We start from the raw sequence: 22,672 nt of genomic DNA, 5'->3' as shown, positions 1-22,672 counted from the left end.
CATGCCCAAGTTCGTCTTTCTCTGGACCGATATCGCGCTGTGGCTGATGGTGCTGGGAGCGCTTGCCTATGTCTGGCGTGTGCGCCGCAGCACCAACCTGCGGGCCACCTGGGCCAGGGTGGCGCGCGACACGCCCGCCATGTGTTCCGCGGTCATACTCGTGGCTTTTGCGGTGGTGGGCCTGCTGGATTCCGTGCATTACCGCCCGCAACTGCCGCCCGCGCCGGGAGCGGCGGCGGATGCCCCGCCGGTCTACGCGCCGGCGGTGCAGTCCGCGCTGGACGGCCTGCTGGCCAATACCGTGCTCACGCGGCCCGAGAAAACCTATTCCGAGCCCCTGGCCGCGCATCAGTTCACCAAGGAAACCATGCTGGTCGACGACAAGCCGGTGCGCGACTTTCCGCGCCTGCGCGGCGCGGCCCTGCACCTGACCGACCCCGACACGGAGCGCGCGGGCGACATCGCCGCGCGGCTGGGCTGGGGTCTTGCGGCCGGCCTGGCGGTGGCGCTGGTGGGGGCGGTCTTGCTGTTCGTCTGCCTGGCGCGCGCCACGGGCTCGGCCTCGCACGCGGCCGAGGAATTGCTGGCCGGGCGTGCAGACGTTCCGTGGCGCGCCATGACGATCACGTTCGCCTTGCTCTGCCTGGCCGTGGGCGCGCTGGCCGGCCTGTCCAGCGGCTATCACGCGCTGGGCACCGACCGCATCGGCAACGACGTGCTGTGGCAAGCCCTGAAAAGCATCCGCACGGCGCTGGTCATCGGCAGCCTGACCACGCTGGCAATGCTGCCGCCCGCCATCGTCTTCGGCATCGCGGCGGGCTATTTCAAGGGCAAGGTCGACGACGCCATCCAGTACCTGTACACCACCATCACGTCGATTCCCGGCGTGCTGCTGGTGGCCGCATGCGCGCTGATGATGCAGGTCTACATCGACAACCATTCCGACCTCTTCGACACCTCCGCCGCCCGCGCCGACCTGCGGCTGTTCCTGTTGTGCATGATCCTGGGGCTGACGGGGTGGGCGGGCCTCTGCCGGCTGCTGCGCGCCGAAACGCTCAAGCTGCGTGAACTTGAATACGTGCAGGCAGCGCGCGCCTTTGGCGTTTCGCACTGGCGCATCATGACGCGCCACCTGCTGCCCAATGTGGCGCATCTGGTGCTTATCACCGTGGTGCTGGAATTCTCGGGCCTGGTGCTGTACGAGGCCGTGCTGTCCTACCTGGGCATCGGTGTCGATCCCAGCATGAATTCGTTCGGGTCGATGATCGACGGCGCCCGGCTGGAAATGTCCCGCGATCCCATGATCTGGTGGAACCTGATGACCGCTTTCATCTTCATGCTGGCGCTGGTGCTGGCGGCCAACCTCTTTGCCGACGCGGTGCGCGACGCGTTCGATCCCCGCACTCGCCGTTACAAGCCCAGCCGCCTGGCGCGCCTGGGATTCCTTGGCCGCCGTCCCGGCGCGATGCTGGCCGCCGACGCCCGCTCGTCCAAGACCGGAGAGGCGCCATGAACGCGCACACGCCTTTGCTGACCGTGGACGGCCTGGACGTGGACGTCGCGGGCGAAAGCGGCATCACCCATGCGGTCAAACGCCTGCAACTGGCCATTTCCCGGCGCGAGACCTTCGCGCTGGTGGGTGAGTCCGGCTGCGGCAAGAGCATGACCGCGCTGGCGCTGCTGCGCCTGCTGCCGGACGCCGGGCGCATCGTGGGCGGCCAGATCGACCTGGATGGCGAAGAACTCAACAGGCTGCCCGAAAGCGCCATGCGAGGCGTGCGGGGCGGACGAATCGGCATCATCTTCCAGGAACCGTCCACCAGCCTGAATCCGGTCATGCGCGTGGGCGACCAGATCATCGAGACGCTGACCGCGCACACGCCGCTGCGCGGTGCGGCGGCGCGCGCCCGCGCCATCGACTGGCTGCGCCGGGTCGGCATCCCCGAGCCCGAACGCCGCATCGACGACTATCCCTTCCAGTTTTCCGGCGGCCAGAAGCAGCGCGTCATGATCGCGATCGCGCTGGCGGCCGAGCCCGTGCTGCTGATCGCCGACGAGCCCACCACCGCGCTGGACGTCACGGTGCAGGCGCAGGTGCTGGAACTCCTGGCGAGCATCCAGCAGGAAATGGGCATGGCGGTGCTGCTCATTACGCACGACCTGGCGGTGGTGAAGAACGTGGCGCACCACGTCGCCCTGATGCGCGGCGGCGAGATCGTCGAAAGCGCCAGCGCCGAGGAATTCTTCCGCGCGCCGCGCCATCCCTACGCGCGGCAGCTTTTCGAGGCCATCCCCACCTTCGACAAGCGCGGCGTGCCCTTGACCGAACAGGGGCGCGCGGCTGCGGCGCACCGAAACGGCGCGAGCGCGGCGGGGCAGGCGGCGGGCGTGGTGCTGGACGTGCAGGACCTGAAAGTCCATTACCCGGTGCGCAAAGGCCCGCTGCGCCGGATCGTGTCCTGGGTCAAGGCAGTGGATGGCGTGACCTTCACGCTGCGCGCCGGCGAAACCCTTGCGCTTCTGGGCGAGTCGGGCTGCGGCAAGACCACCACGGGCAAGGCGCTGCTGCGCCTGATCGACGGCGCCCGCGTGTCGGGCCGCGCCATGCTGCAAGGGCACGACCTGCTGTCGGCTGACCGCCGCCAGCTGCAGCGGCTGCGCCAGGACATCCAGATCGTGTTCCAGGACCCGTATGCGTCGCTGGATCCCCGCATGCGCGTGGGCGAGATCCTGGACGAAGGGCTGGCGTCCCTGCGACGCGGCATGAGCCGGGAAGCACGCGAGCAGCACGCGGCCCAATTGATCGAGCGGGTAGGGCTGCCGGCCAACACGCTGACGCGCTACCCGCACGAATTCTCGGGTGGCCAGCGCCAGCGCATCGCGATCGCACGCGCGCTGGCGGTCGAACCCAAGGTGCTTATCTGCGACGAACCCACGTCCGCGCTCGACGTATCGGTGCAGGCGCAGATCCTGGACCTGCTGCGCGAATTGCAGGCCGGACTGGGAATCGCCTATCTCTTCATCACGCACAACTTCGGCGTGGTCGAATACCTGGCGGATCGAATCGCGGTCATGGACAAGGGGCGTATCGTCGAACTGGGCCAGGCAGAATCGGTGTTGCTGGCGCCCCGACAGGACGTCACGCGCCGGCTGCTGGCGGCAGTGCCGCGCCTGCATTTCGGCCCGCCGGAGACGGCCTGACCCCTTCTTTCATGCTGATTTGCGCGCCGCAAGCGCGCCAGCGCCGCCTGGCCGGGCTGCCGGGCGGGGGCAGGATCTTGTATTCTGGGTGCTGAACCTCATATTGATGCCATGGCACTCAAAGTTTTTGACCTCCAGTGCGATCACAGCCACATTTTCGAAGGCTGGTTCGCTTCGCACGAAGACTACGACGCGCAACAGGCGCGTGGCCTCGTCACGTGTCCGGTTTGCGCGTCGGCCAACATCACCAAGCGCCTGTCCGCGCCGCGCCTGAACGTGGCCCATCTGCATGCGCCCGCGGCCCAGCCCGTGGCGCCGGCCATGTCTGACGCCGAGAAAATGGCTGCCCTGCAGGCAGCCGTGATGCGCCAGGTGCGCGCCCTGGTGCGCAACACCGAAAACGTCGGTCCGCGTTTCGCACAGGAAGCGCGCCGCATCCACGAAGGCGACGCCGACGACCGCCCGATCCGCGGCACCGCCACGCCTGAAGAACGCGAATCCCTGGCCGAGGACGGCATCGAGGTCATGGCCGTTCCCGACTTCCTGGACGACGAGCGCCTGCAGTAAGCGGCGCGTGCAGCGCGCACGCACCTGCATGACAGACCCGCGTAGCAGCCGCCCCAGGCCCCGGCGGCAATGAAAAAAGCCAGACCCGTGAAGGTCTGGCTTTTTCTTGCGCTGGGCCGGATCAGTTGTTGACGCGGCTGCGGTATTCGTTCGTGCGGGTGTCGATTTCGATCTTGTCGCCGATGGCGCAGAACAGCGGCACGTTCAGTTCGTAGCCGGTGTTGATCTTGGCGGGCTTGGTCACCTTGCCCGAGGTGTCGCCACGGACGGCGGGCTCGGTGTAGGTGATTTCGCGCACGAGCGTCGTGGGCAGTTCAACCGAAATGGCGCGGCCGTCGTAGAAGACCACTTCCACGGGCATCGCTTCTTCCAGGTAGTTCAGGGCGTCGCCCATGCTTTCGGCTTCGATTTCGTACTGGTTGTACTCTTCGTCCATGAAGACGTACATGGGGTCGCCGAAGTAGGAATACGTGCATTCCTTGCGATCGAGCTGAACGACTTCGAACTTTTCGTCGGCCTTGTAGACCGATTCGCTGGCCGAGGCGGTCAAGAGGTTCTTGAACTTCAGCTTGACGACTGCCGCGTTGCGGCCCGACTTGTTGTATTCGGCCTTCTGGACCACGAGGGGATCCTTGCCGACCATGACCACGTTGCCGACTCGCAATTCCTGAGCGGTTTTCATCGATAAAACTCCGGGGGTGATGGGTGCACTCGCCGTGCTTGCACCAAGCCTGCATGGCTTCATGCACACCCCGGGAGGCGTCATAGTTGAGGGCCCGACATATTCAGGGCGACTCAGAAAACTCTCTATTCTAACGTTTCTTGGCCAACTCTGCGCAAAACGCGGCCAGATTTTCAGCCAGGCCCGGCAAGGCGGACTGGCTGGCGTCCCAATCCCGGGCGGCGGCGGCCCAGGCCGTCCATTCGGCGGGCGAGAGCGCGGCCGTGACCGCGGCTGCGGCCCCGCCCGATTCGGGCTGGTTCCAGGCCCGGATCAGCGCCTGCGCGGATTCTGGGGCCGGATAGCGCGCCAGCCAGGCGTCCAGCTTTTCCAGGTGGACGTTCTCTTCCTGCGGGTAGATCTGCCAGACAAGCGGACGCGCCGCCCAGGCGGCGCGGACGAAAGAGTCCTCACCCCGCACGAAATTGAGGTCCGCGCACCAGAGCACCCGGTCGAAATCGGGCTGCGCCATGAAGGGCAGGCGCACGATCCGCGGGGCACCGGGCGACTGGCAGGCGGATTCAAGGGCAGGCGCCACGCCCTGGGGAACGAGCAGGACGGTGGGGCGCTGATCGGCCGCCAGCGCCGTGGCCAGCGACGCAGCCGGCGCCGAAGGGTAGCAAAACAGGGACACGGTACGGGCGCCGCCGCGGCGCTGGGCCAACACGTCGTCCGGCACGCCGGCGGAGCGCAGGAAACTGTCCTGCAGCGCCGTGGACTGCTGCAGCGCATCGCGCTCGGCCGACAGATTCTGTTCTCGCAGCAGGCCCCCGGTGGCCGTGGTGAAGCCGGGAAAGAAGAAGTGCTTGACCAATCCGTCCGGCCGCTGCGACGGCAGGCCGTGGCAGCTTTCCACCCAGGACTCGGCGCTGAGGTATTCCAGATTGATCCAGACCGGATGGGTGCGGCGCATGCTGTCGACGAACGCTGCGGGGGGATCGCAGGCGAACGCCTCGATCACGACGTCGCGCGCCGCCAGCGCCGGGGCGGGGTTGTCGGACCAATGGACGATGTCCACGCCAGCCAGTTCCTGGCGCGCCGCGTGGGCGTCGATGCCGGGCTGGATGCGCGCGAAGCTGGCCAGGTCGTCGACCCACAAGCGGATATCCCAGCGGCAATCCTGCGCGAGCTGCCGCGCCAGGCGCCAGCAGACGCCAATGTCGCCGTAGTTGTCGACGACTCGGCAGAAGATGTCCGCTTGCATGGCCGCCTTAGTGGAAGTGGGCGGGGGCGGCTTCGGCGTCCTCGGGCAGCTCGGCATGCACCAGCTCGCCAAGCGGATTGGGGAAGTAGGGCGCTCCGCAGTCCTCGCAATATTCCGGCGGTAGCACGCCGGGAATGCGGCGCACGTCGGTGACGCCGTATTCCTTCAGGAGCGCGGCGATTTCGTCGACCACGTCGGGCTGGCCTTCGTCCATCACCACGTCTTCCTCGCGGCCGTACAAGGGCCAGACGCAGCCGTAATAGACGTCGTTGCTGTTGCGCGCCGTGAATCCGATGCGGTATTCGTCGATGCGGCCTTCGCCGCAGCCGGCCACGACGGCGCGCAGTTGCGAGGCTTCCAGGCTGACCGCGCCTTCGAGCCAGCTGACCGCCGCGCGCAACGACAACGGACGCACCTGGCGGTCGGCTTCGCGGTTGCTGACGTAGTAGGCGTCCGGCAGCAGGGCTTCGAAGCCGCAACCCGGCAGCAGGCCAGCCAGGGTGGGATGCGCTTGAGCCGCCCACTGGGCTTGGCAGGCGTCGCGGCTGGCCTCGGCGTCGCCGACGCTTTCCTGCCAGCGGAAGATGGGTTCGCCCTCGGGCACCGCGACCGCGCCGACCACGTAGCGCGTGTCGGCCAGCATGTTCGCGGTCTCGACTTCGGTGTTCAAGGTGGGCTTCGTGGTTTCAGCCCCCAGCGCCTGCGAACCCAGGCGCTGCAGCCACTGCCAGGTCTCGGAGAAGGTGCGGGGCATCTGGTCCACGCTGACCAGCACGGGCATCAGGGCGCTGCGCGCCTTGCTGGACAGCACGTGCCCGTGCAGCTGGGCCAGCAGGGCCTGCTGGGCGCTTGCGGAGATCGGGCCGGTGGGAATGGCATAGCGGGTCCACGCGACAATCGGCGCGACAATCAGCAAGGTGTCGTACCGGACGCCGTTTTTTTCGATCTTCATCGATTCGGACAGTGTTTCGGCCTGTTCGATCAAGACCTCGTAGGCGCCTACGTCGCTTTGAGCAAGGTGGTCCAGCGCCGCTTCCAGCGGGGCGTCCTGTCCCGCCTTCAACAGCTTCGGAATCGCTTCGCCAAGCTGGTTCTCCCAGAACACGTCTTCGACGCGGCTGCCCGAACGGTTCAGCGCCTGGGCAAGGGCGACCAGGCGGGTTGCGTCACGGGTCATGCGGGGAGCGGATTGGCTGCGGGATCGGGCCATAACTTCGGGGGACGTCCATTCAGTGTGTAACGACGTAGTTTAACGCCCGGCTCTCTCTCCGGGGGACGGGCGCAACCCTAGGCCAGGGAAACGGACGCCCGCCCCGTCGCCAAGCCAGACGGAAGCCGTATTGATGCTGATTAAGCAACTGATCATCCCGAACCATGGGGTTTATTGCTGGTTTGAATCGTCCGACAATGACGCATCAACGATTTTTCTGGAGGCACAGCCATGCGTTGGCCTACGCTTTTTGTTTCCCACGGTTCTCCCATGTTGGCCGTCGAGCCCGGCCGCACCGGTCCTGCATTGGCGGACTGGAGCGCCGCGCAAGGCCGCAAGCCCGCCGCCATCCTGGTGGTGTCGCCACACTGGATGGGCGAGGGGCTCGCGTTGTCCACCCGCGACCAGCAGGTGGCCTGGCACGATTTCGGCGGATTTCCGCCCGAGCTCTACACGCTGCAGTACGCAGCGCCCGGGTCGCCGACGCTGGCCGCTCGCGTGCAGGGCTTGCTGGCGGCATCGGGTATTTCGGCGGACCGCGATGCGCGTCGCCCGCTGGATCACGGCGCGTGGGTGCCGCTGCGCTATCTGTATCCGGACGTGGACGTGCCGGTGGTGCAATTGTCGCTGGACATGGGCCGCGACGCGGCGGGCCAGATGGAACTGGGCCGGGCCCTGGCCCCGCTGCGTGACGAGGACATCCTGATCATCGGATCGGGTTCGCTGACGCATAACCTGCGCCACGTGCGCATGCCGCAGGATGCGCCCGCGGCGGCCTATGTGCCGGCGTTCCAGGAGTGGTATGCCCGCAACCTCGCCGAACACAATGTGTCGGCGCTGCTGGACTGGCAGGCCCAGGCGCCCGGCGCCATGCAGGCCCACCCGCACGACGACCACCTGATGCCTCTGTACGTGGCGCTGGGTGCGGGCGGGTCCGTTGCGCGGCGTTTGAACGACGAAGTCTCGTACAGCGCGCTGGCGATGGACGCCTACCAGTTCGACTGAACGCAGACGCGGCGCCGCCTCCGTCGAACGTCGGTGCAAACGACGTTCCGCGGATGACGCGGCGCGCAGCGGCGCATTCGTTGTCCGGCATCAGACGCGCCGACATGCAGCAGCAAATAAAAAGCCCCGGGACCGAAAGGTCCCGGGGCTTTTTGCCGGCGCGAAAGAATCAGGCGGCCAACATCATGCTGCCAACATCAGGCGGCCAACAGCTGACGCAGCACGAAGGGCAGAATGCCGCCGTGCTGGTAGTAGTCCACCTCGATCGGCGTGTCGATGCGCAGCAGCACGGTCACGTCCTGCTTGGAACCGTCCTTGCGGGTGATCGTCAGCGTCACGTCCTGCATCGGCTTGATGCCGTTTTCCAGGCCCGAGATGTCGTAGGTTTCTTCGCCGGTGATGCCCAGCGACTGGACGCTGTCGCCGCCCTTGAACTGCAGGGGCAGCACGCCCATGCCCACCAGGTTGCTGCGGTGGATGCGTTCGAAGCTGCGGGTAATGACGGCCTTGACGCCCAGGAGTTGCGTGCCCTTGGCGGCCCAGTCGCGCGACGAGCCGGTGCCGTACTCTTCGCCGCCGAACACCACGGTGGGGGTGCCGGCTGCGACGTACTTCATGGCCGCGTCGTAGATCGACATCTGCTCGCCGGTGGGCTGGAACAGGGTTTCGCCGCCCTCGAAGCGGCTGCCGTCGGGCAGGGACGGGATCATGAGGTTCTTGATGCGCACGTTGGCGAAGGTGCCGCGCATCATGATTTCATGGTTGCCGCGGCGCGAGCCGTAGCTGTTGAAGTCGGCCTTCATGACGCCGTTTTCCTTCAGCCACTTGCCCGCGGGCGAGGATTCCTTGATGGATCCGGCCGGCGAAATGTGGTCGGTGGTGACCGAGTCGCCGAACACGCCAAGCGCGCGCGCCGACTTGACGGTGGGCATGGCGCCCGGCGTCATGCCGAAGTCTTCGAAGAAGGGCGGCTCGGCGATGTAGGTGGAATCCGGCCAGTCGTAGGTGTCGCCCGTGACTCCCTTGATGTTTTCCCAGAGCTTGCCTGGGTTGGACTTGACCTGCCCGTAGTTGGCCTCGAAGACATCGGGATCCAGCGCGTGCTTGAGCAGGGCGTTGACTTCTTCGGTGGACGGCCAGATGTCGCCGATCCAGACGTCGCCGTTCTTGCCGCGGCCGACCGGTTCGGTCATCAGGTCGCGCGTGACGGTGCCGGCCAGCGCGTAGGCGACGACCAGCGGGGGCGAGGCCAGGAAGTTGGCCTTGATGTTCGGGTGGATGCGGGCTTCGAAGTTACGGTTGCCCGACAGCACGGCCGAGCAGACCAGGTCGTTGTCGATGATGGCTTCGTTCAGGTCCGGGGTGAGGTCGCCTGCGTTGCCGATGCAGGTGGTGCAGCCGTAGGCGGCCACATCGAAGCCCAGCTTTTCCAGGTAGGGCAGAAGGCCGGTCTTGGTCAGGTAGTCGGTGACCACGCGGGATCCGGGGGCCAGCGACGTCTTGATGTGCTTGGGCACGGTCAGGCCGGCTTCGACAGCCTTCTTGGCCAGCAGGCCCGCCGCCAGCAGCACGTTCGGGTTGGACGTGTTGGTGCAGGACGTGATGGCGGCGATCAGGATGTCGCCATTCTTGATCTTCGTGCCGGCGCTGGTGGTGAAGGTCTGGCTGAGCTTTTCGGCGGGCTGGTTGAAGCCGTTTTCGGCCACGGGCTTGGAGAACAGGTCGATGAACGTGTTCTTGACGTTGCCGATTTCGATGCGGTCCTGCGGACGCTTCGGGCCCGCCAGGGACGGCGCGACGGTGGAGAGGTCCAGCGTCAGCAGCTTGGTGAAGTTGATGTCCTGCGACGCCGGGATGCCGAACATGTTCTGGGCCTTGAAATAGGCTTCGAAGGCGGCGATTTCCTCTTCGGTGCGGCCCGTGCCGCGGAAGTAGTCGATGGTGCGTTCGTCGACGGGGAAGAAGCCCATGGTGGCGCCATATTCCGGCGCCATGTTGCCGATGGTGGCGCGTTCGGCGACGGTCAGGCTGGCGGTGCCTTCGCCGCAGAATTCCACGAACTTGCCCACGACCTTTTCACGGCGCAGCATTTCGGTGATGGTGAGCACCAGGTCGGTGGCGGTGACGCCGCCCCGCAGCTGGCCCTTCAGTTCCACGCCCACGACGTCGGGGGTCAGGAAGTACACCGGCTGGCCCAGCATGCCGGCTTCGGCTTCGATGCCGCCCACGCCCCAGCCCACCACGCCGATGCCGTTGATCATGGTGGTGTGGCTGTCGGTGCCCACCAGCGAATCGGGGTAGTAAACGTTGTTCTTCTTGTCCTGGTGCACGCCGCGCGCCAGGTATTCCAGGTTGACCTGGTGAACGATGCCGAAGCCCGGAGGCACGACGCCGAAGGTGTCGAACGCCTGCATGCCCCACTTCATGAACTGGTAGCGTTCCTGGTTGCGCTTGAACTCCAGCTTCATGTTCAGGTCCAGCGCATTCTTGGTGCCGAAGTAGTCGATCATGACCGAGTGGTCGACCACCAGGTCCACCGGCACCAGGGGCTCGATGCTCTTGGGACTCTTGCCCATCTTGTCGGCCACCGAGCGCATGGCGGCGATGTCGGCCAGGAGCGGCACGCCAGTGAAGTCCTGCAGCACCACGCGGGCGACGACAAAGGGAATTTCATCTTCGCGCTTGGCGTTGGCCTGCCAGCTGGCAAGCTGGCGCACGTGTTCTTCAGTGACCTTCTTGCCGTCGCAGTTGCGCAGCACGGATTCCAGCACGATGCGGATGGACACCGGCAGCCGCTGCACATCGATGCCAAGCGACTCGCCCAGCGCCGGCAGCGAGTAGTACTGACAGGACTTGTTGCCGATCTTGAAATTCTTGAGTGTGTCTAGGGTGTTGTGCGGCATGATGGACTCCGTGGTTTTGCCCAACTGAAGGCGGCATTTTCAGGCGTTTCGGCGCGTTTGTCATTGTCTGCGGGACAAGTTTGCCGAGGGTCTATGTCTTATATCTTATATAAGACTTGAGCGACGCGTCAAAGTTCCGGCGCCTGTTTCGGGCGGGCCGGATGGGAATTCGGCGAAACCCCTACTTTGGCGGACGCGCGCAAACCCTGCAAGACCCTGCGGCCGCAATATCGGGCTCACGCCAGCAGCGCAGGCAATTCCGCTACGGCGTATTCCAGGAAGCGGCGCAAGGCCAGCGGCTCGCCCCGCCGCGTGGGCATGACGGCGTAGATCCGGGCCGGCGGGGCAGTCCAGGCCGGCAGAATTTGCACCAGGTCGCCCTTGTCCAGCAGCACCGCGGACAGATAGCGCGGCACCAGCGCCACGCCCAGGCCGGCGCGGGCCATCGCACGCAGCGTGGCCATGTTGCTGCTGAGAGATCGCGGCTGGAACTCCACCGATTCCGTTTCCCCGGCCGGGCCGGTGAAACGCCACGTATGCACGCCGTCTTGGGTGGCATGGGCCAGAAGCGGCAGCGAAGCCAGGTCGCGGGGATGCTTCGGCGCGGACTTCGCCATGGCCGGGCTGCACACCAGGATCAGCGGCACCGGCGCCACTTCCAGGGCATTGACGCGCGCGTCCGTCAGGGACGAGCCCTGGGCGCGGAATGCCAGGTCGTAGCCTTCGGCGACCAGGTCGATGATCTGGTCGCGCGAATCGAGCAGCACGCGCACGTTGGGATGCGCCAGGCAGAAGCGGGCCACCAGATCGCCCAGCAGGGTCACGGCCAGCGGCGACGGGGCGGTGATGCGCAGCAGGCCCGCGGGCGTGTCGCCCACGGAGGCGGCCAGATCGAACACCGTGCGGGCCTCGCGGGCCAGGGCCTGCGCGTGGGCGTACACCTGTTCGCCCATGGGCGTAAGCGAAACGCTGCGTGTGTTGCGCTGGAGTAGCCGCACGCCCAGCCGCATTTCCAGCTCGGCAACCCGTCGGCTGAGCTTGGAACGTTGCATATTCAACACACGTGCGGCTGCCGAAAAGCCGCCTTTTTCGACGACTTCGCTGAACAACAGCAGGTCGTCGACGCGATGAATGAAGGTAGGCATACAGCGTTTTAATAGGAGAAATCGGCGCTGGAGACGTAATTGTCCTGTTGGATAGGACAATTATTCCTGAAATTAGCCACTACTGTCCGATTGAGGGAACCCATAAGCTGTGCCTCGAAATAGATTCAGCAATCTCTCAGGTAGTGCTTTTTGACTCTTCACCTTAGTGCCGTCGTCGCCGGCTCCATCAAGTCGCAGGGCGATTCGTGCGAGATCCGGCAGTTCCGCCACACCGATTTTTCCAAGAGCACGTCGCCGGTGGTGCTGGTGGACCACTTCGTCATGACCGGCCCGGCCTTCGCACCCCACCCGCACTTTGGTATCAGCGCCGCGACGCTGTTGCTGGAAGACAGCACGGGCGTGATGCAGAGCCTGGACAGCACCGAAAACAACCGCGAGATCCGGGCCGGAGACCTGCACTGGACGCTGGCTGGCACTGGCATCGTGCATGCCCAGCGGCCCGCCGGGGAAGCCAGACTGCACGGCTTGCAGATATTCATCGACCTGCCTGACCACCTGAAATCCCTGCCCGCGTCGACCTCGCTGCTGCGGGCCTGGGAAATGCCCGTTATCCAGACCACCTCCGGACGCATCCGGGTGGTGTCTGGCAAGCATGCCGGCTGGGAGTCGCCCCTGCAGACCCCCGAACCGCTTTTGATACTGGATGGTTGGCTGCGTCCCGGCGCGAGCACGCTGGTTCCCTTGCCGCCGGGATGGAACGCGTGGCTGTACGCAGTGCAGGGCGACGTCGGCGTGCGCGCCAGGCATCGCTGCAAAGGGGCGGTTCCATTGCCCAAGGTGGCCGGCGGGGATCCCGACTTCGCGGTGGTCGGGGCCGGTTTGGCGGTGGCCGCCAGCGCCAAGCCGGACGGGGAAGAGGGTGTTCTGCTGCTGATGGCCGGCCGAACGCCGGCTCATTTCGTGCTGATCGCCGGCCCGGCCGTCGACGTGCGCGCCACGCCGCAGGGTGCGGGTTTGCTGGCCGGCCATGCCTCGCTGGAGCAGGCGCTGGCGGCTTACGAGACTCTGGACGTCGAGGCCGAGGCCGAGGCGCAGGCCTAGGCTTTCCGACTTGGCGGGATAGGTTCCCTGTTGCGAGTCCGCAACGGTGGAGGGCTTTTCTCGTTGTGAGAAGCAATGAGAACGATTCTCTTTTGGTAACATCTGTCCCGTTAGACCTCAAGACCCCACGCGAACGGGCTTTGCTGGTGCCGGTTCCGGGCGCCACGTCGGTTCAGATCGGGATTTTGCGGATCTCCCACCGCAACGCGGATTGCTTCCGCCCTACCAGCGTCCCGATATGAAACTACGAACTCTTGCATGCATGGCAGCCACGCTGCCGTGCCTTGGCGCCGTCCACGCCCAGACCGCGCCCCAGACCCAGCCTGCAGCACCCCAAACCCAGCCCGCCACGACCAACGGCCCCGTGACATCGATGGACGCCATCCGGGTCGAGGCCAGCGCGGACGCATCGGCCGGCGGTCTGGCCGCGCCCTTCGCGGGCGGGCAGGTGGCGCGCGGCGGCCGTGTCGGCATCCTGGGCACGGAGGACTTCATGAGCACTCCGTTCAGCGTCACCAGCTATACGAATGAACTGATCCAGGATCGCCAGGCGAAGAGTGTGGGCGACGTGCTTCAAAACGATGCGACGGTGCGTGTGGCGCGAGGCTTTGGCAACTTCCAGGAGTCGTACTTCATCCGCGGCTTTATTTTGAGTTCTGATGACGTTGCCTACAACGGCCTATTCAGCCTGTTGCCGCGTCAGTACATCGCCACTGAATTGTTCGAACGAGTTGAAGTGCTGCGCGGCGCCTCGGCCTTCCTCACGGGGGCTCCCCCTAGCGGTGGCGGTATCGGCGGTGTGATTAACCTCGTGCCTAAGCGCGCACCCAACGAGCCTCTGACCCGTGTAACGACCGGCGTGTCCAGCGGGGGGCAGTTCCTCGCATCTACGGATATTGCACGCCGGTTTGGTCCGGACGACAGCACGGGCATCCGCTTCAACGCTGCCCAACGCAGTGGCGATACCGGTGTTGACGATGAGCATTCCCGCACTAGCGTGGTTTCGCTGGGGTTGGACTGGCGTTCCGCAGACACGCGACTGTCGGGTGATATTGGGTGGCAGGAAAACAAGCTAAAGCGCGCACGTCCGAACGTGACGTTGGCCAAAGACGTGACCGTCGTTCCCGATGCTCCGGACGCGAGTTCCAACTTCGCTCAGCCATGGTCGTACTCCAATGAGCGCGACGTCTTTGGTACTCTCCGGGCGGAGCATGATTTCAGTGACAAGTTGACGGGTTGGGCTGCCTACGGTTTTCGACGGAGTGATGAGTCCAATTCCTTGGGCAACGTGACCGTCACGAACGGAAGTACCGGCGCTGCACAATTTTCGCGATTTGATAATGTGCGCGAGGATCGAGTAGATACGGGCGAATTCGGACTGCGGGCTAACCTGAAGACCGGATCTGTTGGACATCAGTTTGTCGCCTCGGCCTCTTTTTTCCAATTGAAGAAAGACAATGCCTATGCAACGGGCGGGACGCGACAGACCAACATATACGATCCCGTTTCGTACTACGACGCGCCGCCGTTGACGCGAGTCGTCGGGGATATGGATAACCCGTCGTTGACGGGGCGTATCAAGACGAGCAGCTTTGCATTTGGCGACACGATGTCGTTCCTTGAGGATCGTGTTCTGTTGACTGCGGGTATTCGACACCAGCGCCTATCTAGCCGTAGCTATGACTACGACACTAGCAAGGAAACCGGATCCTATGATGCGAGCCACAACTCCCCGGCTGCGGGGCTTGTTGTAAAAGTCTCGCCCAACGTATCGCTCTACGCAAATTACATTGAAGCATTGGTTGCAGGGGATACGGCGCCTGCCACGGTCTCAACCAGCTCTGGCTTCTTGGATGTCGTGAACGCAGGTCAAATCCTGCCGCCCTACGTATCAAAGCAGAAGGAAATTGGGGTGAAGTACGAAGGAGAGTACTTTGGTTCCACTCTGGCGTTGTTCACCACGGACAAGCCGAGGGCATATACGGACCTCTCCGATCTCACGTTCAAGGAAGCCGGGAAAGACCGTCATCAAGGCGTTGAATTGAATGTCTTCGGTGAAGTGTCTCGTAGCGTCCGCCTGTTGGGCGGGTTCACGTGGTTGGACGCTGAACAGCGTTCGACCGGCGACTCGGCTATCGATGGTAATCGCGTGATCGGCGTGCCGCGCTTCCAGACCACCATGGGCGCAGAGTGGGACATTCCCGGCGTTCAGGGCCTGACGGTCGATGGTCGCGTTGTCTATACCGGTTCGTCGTATGCGAATGCGCAAAACACATTGAAAGTCCCGGGTTGGACGCGCTTCGACGCCGGCGTTCGATACATGACGGACGTGGGCGGACACGCGCTGACGTTGCGCGCTCGCGTCGAAAACATCGCCAATCGCAACTATTGGGCCTCCGTCGGAGGCTATCCCGGCTCCGGCTACCTCGTCCTGGGCGGCCCGCGCACGTTCTCCCTGTCCGCCAGCATGGACTTCTGATGACTGCCGGCGCAAGCCCGCCAGCATGAAAAATCCCGGCCGCGCGCCGGGATTTTTTTCTTTCAGCGGAATCGAGGGGGCGTCACCAGAACCAGCCGCCTCGCGTCAGGCTCGATTCGCAGCTCTTGTACTGCGCCGTGAATTTCTCGGCGCGCGCCTGCACCTTCTGCGAGACGGTTTTCAACCACGCTTTGCGGTCGTAGCTGCGGTTGCGGTAGCCGGTCCAGCCCTCGTGGTAGTTCAGGTACTGCCCGTAGGCATCCCACTTCGAGATGCCGTTGATACGCTGGCTCTTGTTCATGTACCAGCCCATGAAGTCCAGCGCGTCGGCAAAGTTGTCGCGGCTGGAGGTCCAGCCGCCGGCTTCGCGTTTGTAGTCTGCCCAGGTTTCGTCCTTGGCCTGCGCGTAGCCGTAGGCCGAACTGACGCGGCCCCACGGGATGAAGCCCAGGAAGTAGTAGCGGGGCGGCAGCGCGTCGTGCTTGTAGGACGACTCCTGGTACATCATCGCCATCGGGACCGGCACCGGGGCGCCCCATTTCTTCTGCACTTCCAGCGCGGCATCGTGCCACTCCGGCTTTTCGCGGAAGATGGCGCAGATGTTTTCGGGATTCGACGGCGGCGCGGTGGCGCAGCCAGCCAGCGTCAGCAAAAGCGGCGGCAGCATTAGCCGGATCATTGGCGGGCTTACTCCAGAAGCGGGCGACGGGGCTTCCCCGGCGGTGTTACACGAACTCCCTGGATTGTATTGAAACGTTTCGCGCTCAAACGTCTTTCACGGCAAAAAAAGCGGCGTCGGCGAAAAAAAACGGCCCCGGGCGCTTGCGCCGGGGCCGTCGTCAGGCTGTCACGCCTGGCATGCGGTCTGGGATCAGACCTCGATCACGTCCGCCACGTCCTTGTAGTCGGCGATCTTGTCGAAGTTCAGGTACTGATAGATCTGGTCGCTGCTCTTGTTGATGACGCCCATGTCGGCCATGTACTCGTCCTTGGTCGGGATGCGGCCAAGCTTGGAGCAGATGGCGGCCAGTTCCGCCGAACCCAGGTACACGTTCGTGTTCTTGCCCAGGCGGTTCGGGAAGTTGCGGGTGCTGGTCGACATGACGGTAGCGCCTTCGCGAACCTGCGCCTGGTTGCCCATGCACAGCGAGCAGCCCGGCATTTCCGTGCGGGCGCCGGCGGTGCCGAACACGCCGTAGTGGCCTTCCTCGGTCAGTTGCGTGGCGTCCATCTTGGTCGGCGGGGCAACCCACAGCTTGACCGGGATGTCGCGCTTGCCTTCCAGCAGCTTGGAGGCTGCGCGGAAGTGGCCGATGTTGGTCATGCAGCTGCCGATGAACACTTCGTCGATCTTGGCGCCGGCGACTTCCGACAGCGTCTTGACGTCGTCCGGGTCGTTCGGGCAGGCCACGATGGGCTCGTGCACGTCGGCCAGGTCGATCTCGATGACGGCGGCGTATTCGGCGTCGGCATCCGGCTCCAGCAGCTTGGGATCAGCCAGCCAGGCTTCCATGGCCTTGATGCGGCGGCCCAGGGTGCGCTCGTCTTCGTAGCCGTTGGCGATCATCCACTTCAGCATCACGATGTTGCTGTTGATGTATTCGATGATCGGTTCCTTGTTCAGGCGCACCGAGCAGCCGGCGGCCGAACGTTCGGCGGAAGCGTCCGACAGTTCGAAGGCTTGTTCGACCTTCAGGTCGGGCAGGCCTTCGATTTCAAGGATGCGGCCGGAGAAGATGTTCTTCTTGCCTTGCTTGGCAACCGTCAGCAGGCCTTGCTTGATGGCGTACAAAGGGATGGCGTTGACCAGGTCACGCAGGGTGACGCCGGGCTGCAGCTTGCCCTTGAAGCGGACCAGCACCGATTCCGGCATGTCCAGCGGCATCACGCCCGTGGCGGCGGCAAACGCCACCAGGCCCGAGCCGGCCGGGAACGAGATGCCGATGGGGAAGCGGGTGTGCGAGTCGCCGCCGGTGCCGACGGTGTCGGGCAACAGCATGCGGTTCAGCCACGAGTGGATCACGCCGTCGCCGGGGCGCAGCGAAACGCCGCCGCGGGTGCTGATGAATTCCGGCAGCGTGTGGTGCGTCTTGACGTCCACGGGCTTGGGGTAGGCGGCGGTGTGGCAGAACGACTGCATCACCAGGTCGGCCGAGAAGCCCAGGCAGGCCAGGTCCTTCAGTTCGTCGCGGGTCATCGGGCCGGTGGTGTCCTGGCTGCCGACCGAGGTCATCTTCGGTTCGCAGTAGGTGCCCGGGCGGATGCCGCGGCCTTCCGGCAGGCCGCAGGCGCGGCCGACCATCTTCTGGGCCAGCGAGAAGCCCTTGCCGGAGTCGACCGGGTCCTTGGGCAGGCGGAACAGGGTCGACGGAGCCAGACCCAGCGCTTCACGCGCCTTGGCGGTCAGGCCGCGGCCGATGATCAGCGGAATGCGGCCACCGGCGCGCACTTCGTCGAACAGGACGTCGGACTTCACTTCGAATTCGGCGATGACTTCGCCATTCTTGATGGCCTTGCCTTCGTACGGGCGCAGTTCGACGACGTCGCCCATTTCCATCTTGGAAACGTCGAGTTCGATCGGCAGGGCGCCGGCGTCTTCCATGGTGTTGTAGAAGATCGGGGCGATCTTGTTGCCCAGGCACACGCCGCCGAAACGCTTGTTCGGCACGAAGGGGATGTCTTCGCCCGTGAACCACAGCACCGAGTTGGTGGCCGACTTGCGCGAGGAACCGGTGCCGACCACGTCGCCCACGTAGGCGACCAGGTGGCCCTTTTCCTTCAGGGATTCGATGAACTTGACCGGGCCGCGCTTGCCGTCTTCTTCCGGTTCGAACGCCGCGCCGTCGCGCTTGTTCTTGAGCATCGCCAGGGCGTGCATCGGGATGTCGGGGCGGGTGGTGGCGTCGGGAGCCGGCGACAGATCGTCGGTGTTGGTTTCGCCGGGCACCTTGAAGACCGTGATGGTCAGGCTTTCCGGCAGTTCCGGACGGCTGGTGAACCATTCGGCGTCGGCCCAGCTTTGCAGCACGGACTTGGCGTTGGCGTTGCCCTTGTCGGCCTTTTCCTTCACGTCGTGGAAGGCGTCGAACATCAGCAGGGTCTTCTTGAGCGCATCGGCGGCGATGGTGCCGATTTCCGCATCGTCCAGCAGTTCGACCAGCGGGCCAATGTTGTAGCCGCCGAGCATCGTGCCCAGCAGTTCAGTCGCCTTGGCACGGCTGATCAGCGCACAAGCTTCCTTGCCCAGCGCCACGGCGGCCAGGTACGAGGCCTTGACCTTGGCGGCGTCATCCACGCCAGCCGGCACGCGGTGGGTCAGCAGGTCGACCAGGTTCTGCTCTTCGCCAGCGGGCGGATTCTTCAGCAGTTCGATCAGTTCAGCGGTTTGTTTGGCCGTAAGGGGCAGAGGGGGGATCCCCAGAGCCGCGCGTTCGGCGACGTGTTGGCGGTAAGTATCCAGCATGTGAGGCCTGCTCAAAGTCGGGTTGGAAGAAGGGTTGTCGGCCGGAATTGTAGAAGCAAGTGGGGGCGGCAAGCAAATGTCTTATATCTTATATAAGACTTGGGCCGACCCTTGTTGTTCCCTGGCGACGCCACCGGAAGCGGCGAGGGGCGGGCGAGCAATAAAAAGGCGGCCGATGGGGCCGCCCGGCAAATCGTGCTTTCCACCCTTTTCAGGGCGAAGCCGCGTCGTAGACCACCCCGACGCGCGCGAAATTGCCGCCGTATTGCTTGACGTCGACCTGGAACGGCGCGCTGTCGCCGGGCGCCAGGCGCGGCAGCCGCACTTCCTTGAACGTTGCACCGGACAACTGGTCCTGGGCGTCGTACAGGCTGACCCACAGGCGCACGTTTTCGACCTCGACCTCGCTGTCGTTGCGGATCCGGCCGTGCACCGTGACGTACTTGTAACGGTAGCGGTAGCTGAAGTTCAGCGTGCCGGTGCCGATCGCGGCCTCGGTGTTTTCCACCGACACGGCAAGCTGCGGACGCGGGCCGGGCAGGGCGGCGCGCTTGGCCGGCAGCCAGTGCGTCTTGACCTCGCTGTAGCGGTCGACCCGGCCCGTCAGCGCCACCGGCACCCGTTCGCCGGGATGCAGGTGCGTGGGCAGGCTCCAGGACTGGCGCAGGTCCAGCTGGCGGGAGCCGTCGAAGACGGTGATCTGCGCCTTAGGCGCCAGCGCGACATACTGATCGCTGGTGTTGACCAGTTCCGTATACAGGACGGGCCGCTCGATCTCGTCGAGCAGCCGGCGGGGCGCCGCCAGCTTCAGCGTTGACGCGTCGAACAGGGCAAAGCCCGGGTCCAGCAACTCTTCGGTGGTCAGGCGCACGTGGTCGATGACCCGCGTATTGGCGGGGCTGACGCGCACGATGCGGCTGGCGGGCGGCGCGTCGGCGTTGGCTTTTGGGATGTCGGCTTTTGCTGCATCGGCTTTCGCGGCGTCGGCCACGGCTTGCGCGGTCGCCTTCGGACTGCCAGGCAGCAAATTCGTGTGCTTCCAGAGCGCATATCCGCCCGCGGCAAAAAAGATAAGCGCCAGACCGGCCAATGCCGGCCTGGAAACGCGCCGGGTAGCGGAGGGGTCAGCTTTCACTTTGCACCATGTAGTCGTAAGAGGCGACCTCGCCATCGCGCAGCATTTCGCAGCGTGCGTCGAACGACGTCAGCGCGCCGGCGGCCAGGGGGCTGGCGGTGGCGTAGCCGTTGCCCATGCCGATCAGCTTGCCGTCGGCGCCATACAGCATCACCGTGATCCGTGTGCTGCTGGCGGCGTTGGCGCCCTGGTTGCGGATGAGTCCGACCAGCCGATAACTGCCGTCGTTGCGAACCAACTGCACCTGGCTGGCCGCCACGTCGTTGTTCTTGCCGCGCGCGGGCGACGGCGTGCCGACCTGAAGGTCGTAGCGGGTGTAGGCCTTGTCGGGCGCGGAGATGATCAGCGGCGTGTATTCACCCGGTTCCAGCGTGCGGGCAGGCGCCGAGCCGGACGTGGACGCCAGCGACAGCTCACCCTGGAAGAACGAGGCCGTGACGCGCGGCACATCGATCTTCCTGCCGGTCTCGTTGCGCATGATCATGACGAGCTGCGTGCGTCCGCGCGCCTTGATTTCCTGCACATCGGTCAGCTTGACCAGCGATGCGTCGATGGGCGGGCTTGCGCTGGGGCGGATGGGGGCGGACGTCGTCCGCGATCCGAAAGAAGACACCGCCAACGGGATCAGGACCGCAGCCAGCACGGCCAGCGAAATCGCCGCGATGACGGACGTCTTCATTGGAGCGGGCTGCGGCGCCTGGATGTTGCGCAGGATCTTCTCCAGCCGCTGCGCGACGTTGTCCTCGACCAGCGTGACCGCGTGGCAATGGCTGCACTGGTACTCGTTCGTGTCCAGCTTGGTGAACTGGGCGCTGCCGCAGGTGGAGCAGGTCAGGGTCACCGTGTTGATCGTGGTCTGTTTGGGCGTCATTCTCGCAATTCGGGCGTGCCGGCTCGGGTTGCGCTCCGGGATGGGGCAGCGGGTCCGGCGTGTCGGGCTTGCAGGGCGGCAAGGATAGCGGCAGGGCCACTACGCGGCAGTGCACGAGCGCATCTGTTTGTGACCATATGTATGCATTCAGCGCCACGAGCCGCCGAATCGGCCCATGCGCCGGTGCTATGATGCCCGGCGTACAAAACCGTCAACCCTGTCAGCACGCCGTTTCCCGTCGATTTGCTCGCTGTCGCCGCCTTGCCGCGCAGCCTGGGCAGAGCCGAGGTCTGGCCCTACCCCGAGCATGAGCATCTATCAACATCTGCTGTTTCTGGCATGCGTGGCGCTTGCCACCTACGCCCAGACGATGACGGGATTTGCCTTCGGCCTGGTGTTGCTGGGCTTGTCCGGGGTCTTCCAGCTGGCGTCGGTGTCCGAGGTGGCCAACGTGGTCAGCGTCCTGTCGCTGGTCAACGCCGCCGTCACGCTGATGCGCGCCAAGCCGCAAGTGAACTGGTCGCTGTTGACGCCGGCTGCGGTCAGCAGTCTTGCGGGCGTGGGGGTAGGCGTGGCCGCGCTCACGTGGATCAGCGGATCGATGGCGGTGCTGCTGCAATTGATGCTGGGCGTCACGATCTTGCTGTGCGCCATATTGCTGGTTGCGCGCACCCAACCCCTGGCGCAGTTGTCGTCCCGCGCCTCCAGCGTGTTCTTTGGCGGGGTCTCTGGCGTGCTGGGCGGCCTGTTTTCCAGCGCCGGTCCGCCCATGGTCTACCACCTGTATCGCCAGCCGCTGCCGCTGGCGACCATCCGCAACAGCCTCTTGATCCTTTTCTCACTGAACGCCACGGTGCGCCTGGCGCTGGTGACCGGGCAGGGCGCCTTCATGGCGTCTTCGTTCTGGCTGAGCGTGCAGGCGCTGCCGATCGTGATCGGCGTGACGTGGATGGCGCGCCGCTACAGCACCGAAAATTCGATGAAGACCGTCAAGCGCATGGTGTTCCTGCTGCTGCTGGCCGCCGGCCTGGGATTGATCGTGCCGGCATCGCGGATACTTGCGGCCGGCTAGGCGCGGTCGGCTAGGCGCGGCCGGCTAGCTGCGGCCGCCAAATCCAGCCAAGTGCGGCAGGCTGAACCGCGGCATGCGCCAGGCGCAGCCGCGGCATTTGCAGGGCGCGCGCGACGTCAGCCGCGTTCGCCGGTGATGTAGCGCTCGAGTTCGTGGATGATGAACTTCTGTTCGCTCATCACGTCCTTGACCAGGTCGCCGATGGACAACAGGCCGATGAGCTTGTCGTTTTCGATGACGGGCAGATGGCGGAAATGCCGTTCGGTCATCATGGCCATACAGTGCTCGCGGGTGTCGGCCGGGCCAACGTAGTAGACCGATTCCGTCATGATTTCGCGGACTTTGGTCGTGCGCGAAGAGCGGTCCAGCAGCACGATCTTGCGCGCATAGTCGCGTTCGGTAAGCATGCCCAGCACGATATCGCCCTCGACCACGACCACAGCCCCGATGCTGCGGTCGGCCATCGTCTTGATTGCATCAAAGACCGACGAGTCCGGCGAAACCGTCACGACGGCGTGATTGGCTTTTTCCCTGAGAATCTCAGCAACTGTCTTCACGATGTGCTCCCGAATCGCTTGCGAGGTTCGAACGTGGTCATCCGGCGCCGCCCCGGAAATCTGGCCGGCTGCCGCCG

At 64.9% G+C, this 22,672-nt stretch carries 17 protein-coding genes; 7 read left to right on the top strand and 10 right to left on the bottom strand.

Annotated elements, in window-relative coordinates; all coding sequences use genetic code 11:
* Position 1: 1 nt before the first annotated feature.
* The 3 genes from RT614_RS13585 (at position 2) to RT614_RS13575 (ending at position 3,768) form a co-directional block, all read left to right on the top strand.
* Positions 2 to 1,513, top strand: coding sequence for an ABC transporter permease (locus tag RT614_RS13585; protein ID WP_313622633.1), 1,512 nt, complete (start codon positions 2 to 4; stop codon positions 1,511 to 1,513).
* A complete protein-coding gene (locus RT614_RS13580) occupies positions 1,510 to 3,201 on the top strand; it encodes a dipeptide ABC transporter ATP-binding protein (RefSeq protein WP_313622632.1) in 1,692 nt (563 codons plus the stop codon). The genes RT614_RS13585 and RT614_RS13580 overlap by 4 nt, the downstream gene beginning before the upstream one ends.
* Before the next feature lie 111 nt (positions 3,202 to 3,312).
* Positions 3,313 to 3,768, top strand: coding sequence for a DUF1178 family protein (locus tag RT614_RS13575; RefSeq protein WP_313622631.1), 456 nt, complete (start codon positions 3,313 to 3,315; stop codon positions 3,766 to 3,768).
* A gap of 121 nt (positions 3,769 to 3,889) precedes the next feature.
* Here RT614_RS13575 and efp read toward each other — a convergent pair whose 3' ends face one another.
* The 3 genes from efp to RT614_RS13560 all read right to left on the bottom strand — a co-directional run bounded on the left by efp (position 3,890) and on the right by RT614_RS13560 (position 6,903).
* A complete protein-coding gene (efp, locus tag RT614_RS13570; protein ID WP_006225610.1) occupies positions 3,890 to 4,450 on the bottom strand; it encodes an elongation factor P in 561 nt (186 codons plus the stop codon).
* A 130-nt stretch (positions 4,451 to 4,580) separates the two neighbouring features.
* Positions 4,581 to 5,693: an elongation factor P maturation arginine rhamnosyltransferase EarP gene (gene earP / locus RT614_RS13565; protein ID WP_313622630.1), complete on the bottom strand. Its 1,113-nt coding sequence runs from the start codon at positions 5,691 to 5,693 to the stop codon at positions 4,581 to 4,583.
* 7 nt (positions 5,694 to 5,700) lie between these two features.
* Entirely contained in the window at positions 5,701 to 6,903 is a 1,203-nt protein-coding gene (locus RT614_RS13560; RefSeq protein WP_313622629.1) for a DUF2863 family protein, read from the bottom strand.
* Between the two features lie 231 nt (positions 6,904 to 7,134).
* On the opposite strand from RT614_RS13560, the gene RT614_RS13555 reads away from it, so the two are divergent.
* Positions 7,135 to 7,908 carry a class III extradiol ring-cleavage dioxygenase gene (locus RT614_RS13555; protein ID WP_313622628.1) on the top strand — a complete coding sequence of 258 codons (774 nt, stop codon included), beginning with the start codon at positions 7,135 to 7,137 and terminating at the stop codon, positions 7,906 to 7,908.
* A gap of 197 nt (positions 7,909 to 8,105) precedes the next feature.
* On the opposite strand, the gene acnA is transcribed toward RT614_RS13555, so the two are convergent.
* Together acnA and RT614_RS13545 are read right to left on the bottom strand one after the other, a co-directional pair.
* Positions 8,106 to 10,811, bottom strand: coding sequence for an aconitate hydratase AcnA (acnA, locus tag RT614_RS13550; RefSeq protein WP_313622627.1), 2,706 nt, complete (start codon positions 10,809 to 10,811; stop codon positions 8,106 to 8,108).
* 236 nt (positions 10,812 to 11,047) lie between these two features.
* Entirely contained in the window at positions 11,048 to 11,956 is a 909-nt protein-coding gene (locus RT614_RS13545; protein ID WP_313622626.1) for a LysR substrate-binding domain-containing protein, read from the bottom strand.
* A gap of 150 nt (positions 11,957 to 12,106) precedes the next feature.
* On the opposite strand from RT614_RS13545, the gene RT614_RS13540 reads away from it, so the two are divergent.
* Positions 12,107 to 13,018: a pirin family protein gene (locus RT614_RS13540; protein WP_313622625.1), complete on the top strand. Its 912-nt coding sequence runs from the start codon at positions 12,107 to 12,109 to the stop codon at positions 13,016 to 13,018.
* A gap of 238 nt (positions 13,019 to 13,256) precedes the next feature.
* Positions 13,257 to 15,497: a TonB-dependent receptor gene (locus RT614_RS13535; RefSeq protein ID WP_313622624.1), complete on the top strand. Its 2,241-nt coding sequence runs from the start codon at positions 13,257 to 13,259 to the stop codon at positions 15,495 to 15,497.
* A gap of 82 nt (positions 15,498 to 15,579) precedes the next feature.
* On the opposite strand, the gene RT614_RS13530 is transcribed toward RT614_RS13535, so the two are convergent.
* The 4 genes from RT614_RS13530 to RT614_RS13515 all read right to left on the bottom strand — a co-directional run bounded on the left by RT614_RS13530 (position 15,580) and on the right by RT614_RS13515 (position 20,966).
* Entirely contained in the window at positions 15,580 to 16,176 is a 597-nt protein-coding gene (locus tag RT614_RS13530) for a hypothetical protein (protein WP_313622623.1), read from the bottom strand.
* Positions 16,177 to 16,368: 192 nt separating this feature from the next.
* Complete coding sequence (gene acnB / locus RT614_RS13525; RefSeq protein WP_313622622.1) at positions 16,369 to 18,960, bottom strand: bifunctional aconitate hydratase 2/2-methylisocitrate dehydratase; 2,592 nt, start codon at positions 18,958 to 18,960, stop codon at positions 16,369 to 16,371.
* 211 nt (positions 18,961 to 19,171) lie between these two features.
* Entirely contained in the window at positions 19,172 to 19,987 is an 816-nt protein-coding gene (locus RT614_RS13520; protein ID WP_313622621.1) for an FxLYD domain-containing protein, read from the bottom strand.
* A gap of 97 nt (positions 19,988 to 20,084) precedes the next feature.
* Positions 20,085 to 20,966, bottom strand: a complete 882-nt coding sequence (locus RT614_RS13515; RefSeq protein ID WP_313622620.1) for an FxLYD domain-containing protein — start codon at positions 20,964 to 20,966, stop codon at positions 20,085 to 20,087.
* Positions 20,967 to 21,273: 307 nt separating this feature from the next.
* On the opposite strand from RT614_RS13515, the gene RT614_RS13510 reads away from it, so the two are divergent.
* Positions 21,274 to 22,038 carry a TSUP family transporter gene (locus RT614_RS13510; RefSeq protein WP_313622619.1) on the top strand — a complete coding sequence of 255 codons (765 nt, stop codon included), beginning with the start codon at positions 21,274 to 21,276 and terminating at the stop codon, positions 22,036 to 22,038.
* 116 nt (positions 22,039 to 22,154) lie between these two features.
* Here RT614_RS13510 and RT614_RS13505 read toward each other — a convergent pair whose 3' ends face one another.
* Positions 22,155 to 22,595, bottom strand: coding sequence for a CBS domain-containing protein (locus tag RT614_RS13505; RefSeq protein WP_313622618.1), 441 nt, complete (start codon positions 22,593 to 22,595; stop codon positions 22,155 to 22,157).
* Positions 22,596 to 22,672: the final 77 nt, after the last annotated feature.

Origin of the sequence: Achromobacter sp. (genome assembly GCF_032102605.1) — a bacterium.
Taxonomy (GTDB): Bacteria; Pseudomonadota; Gammaproteobacteria; order Burkholderiales; family Burkholderiaceae_B; genus Achromobacter.
This window is presented reverse-complemented; position numbering and strand designations above follow the sequence as displayed.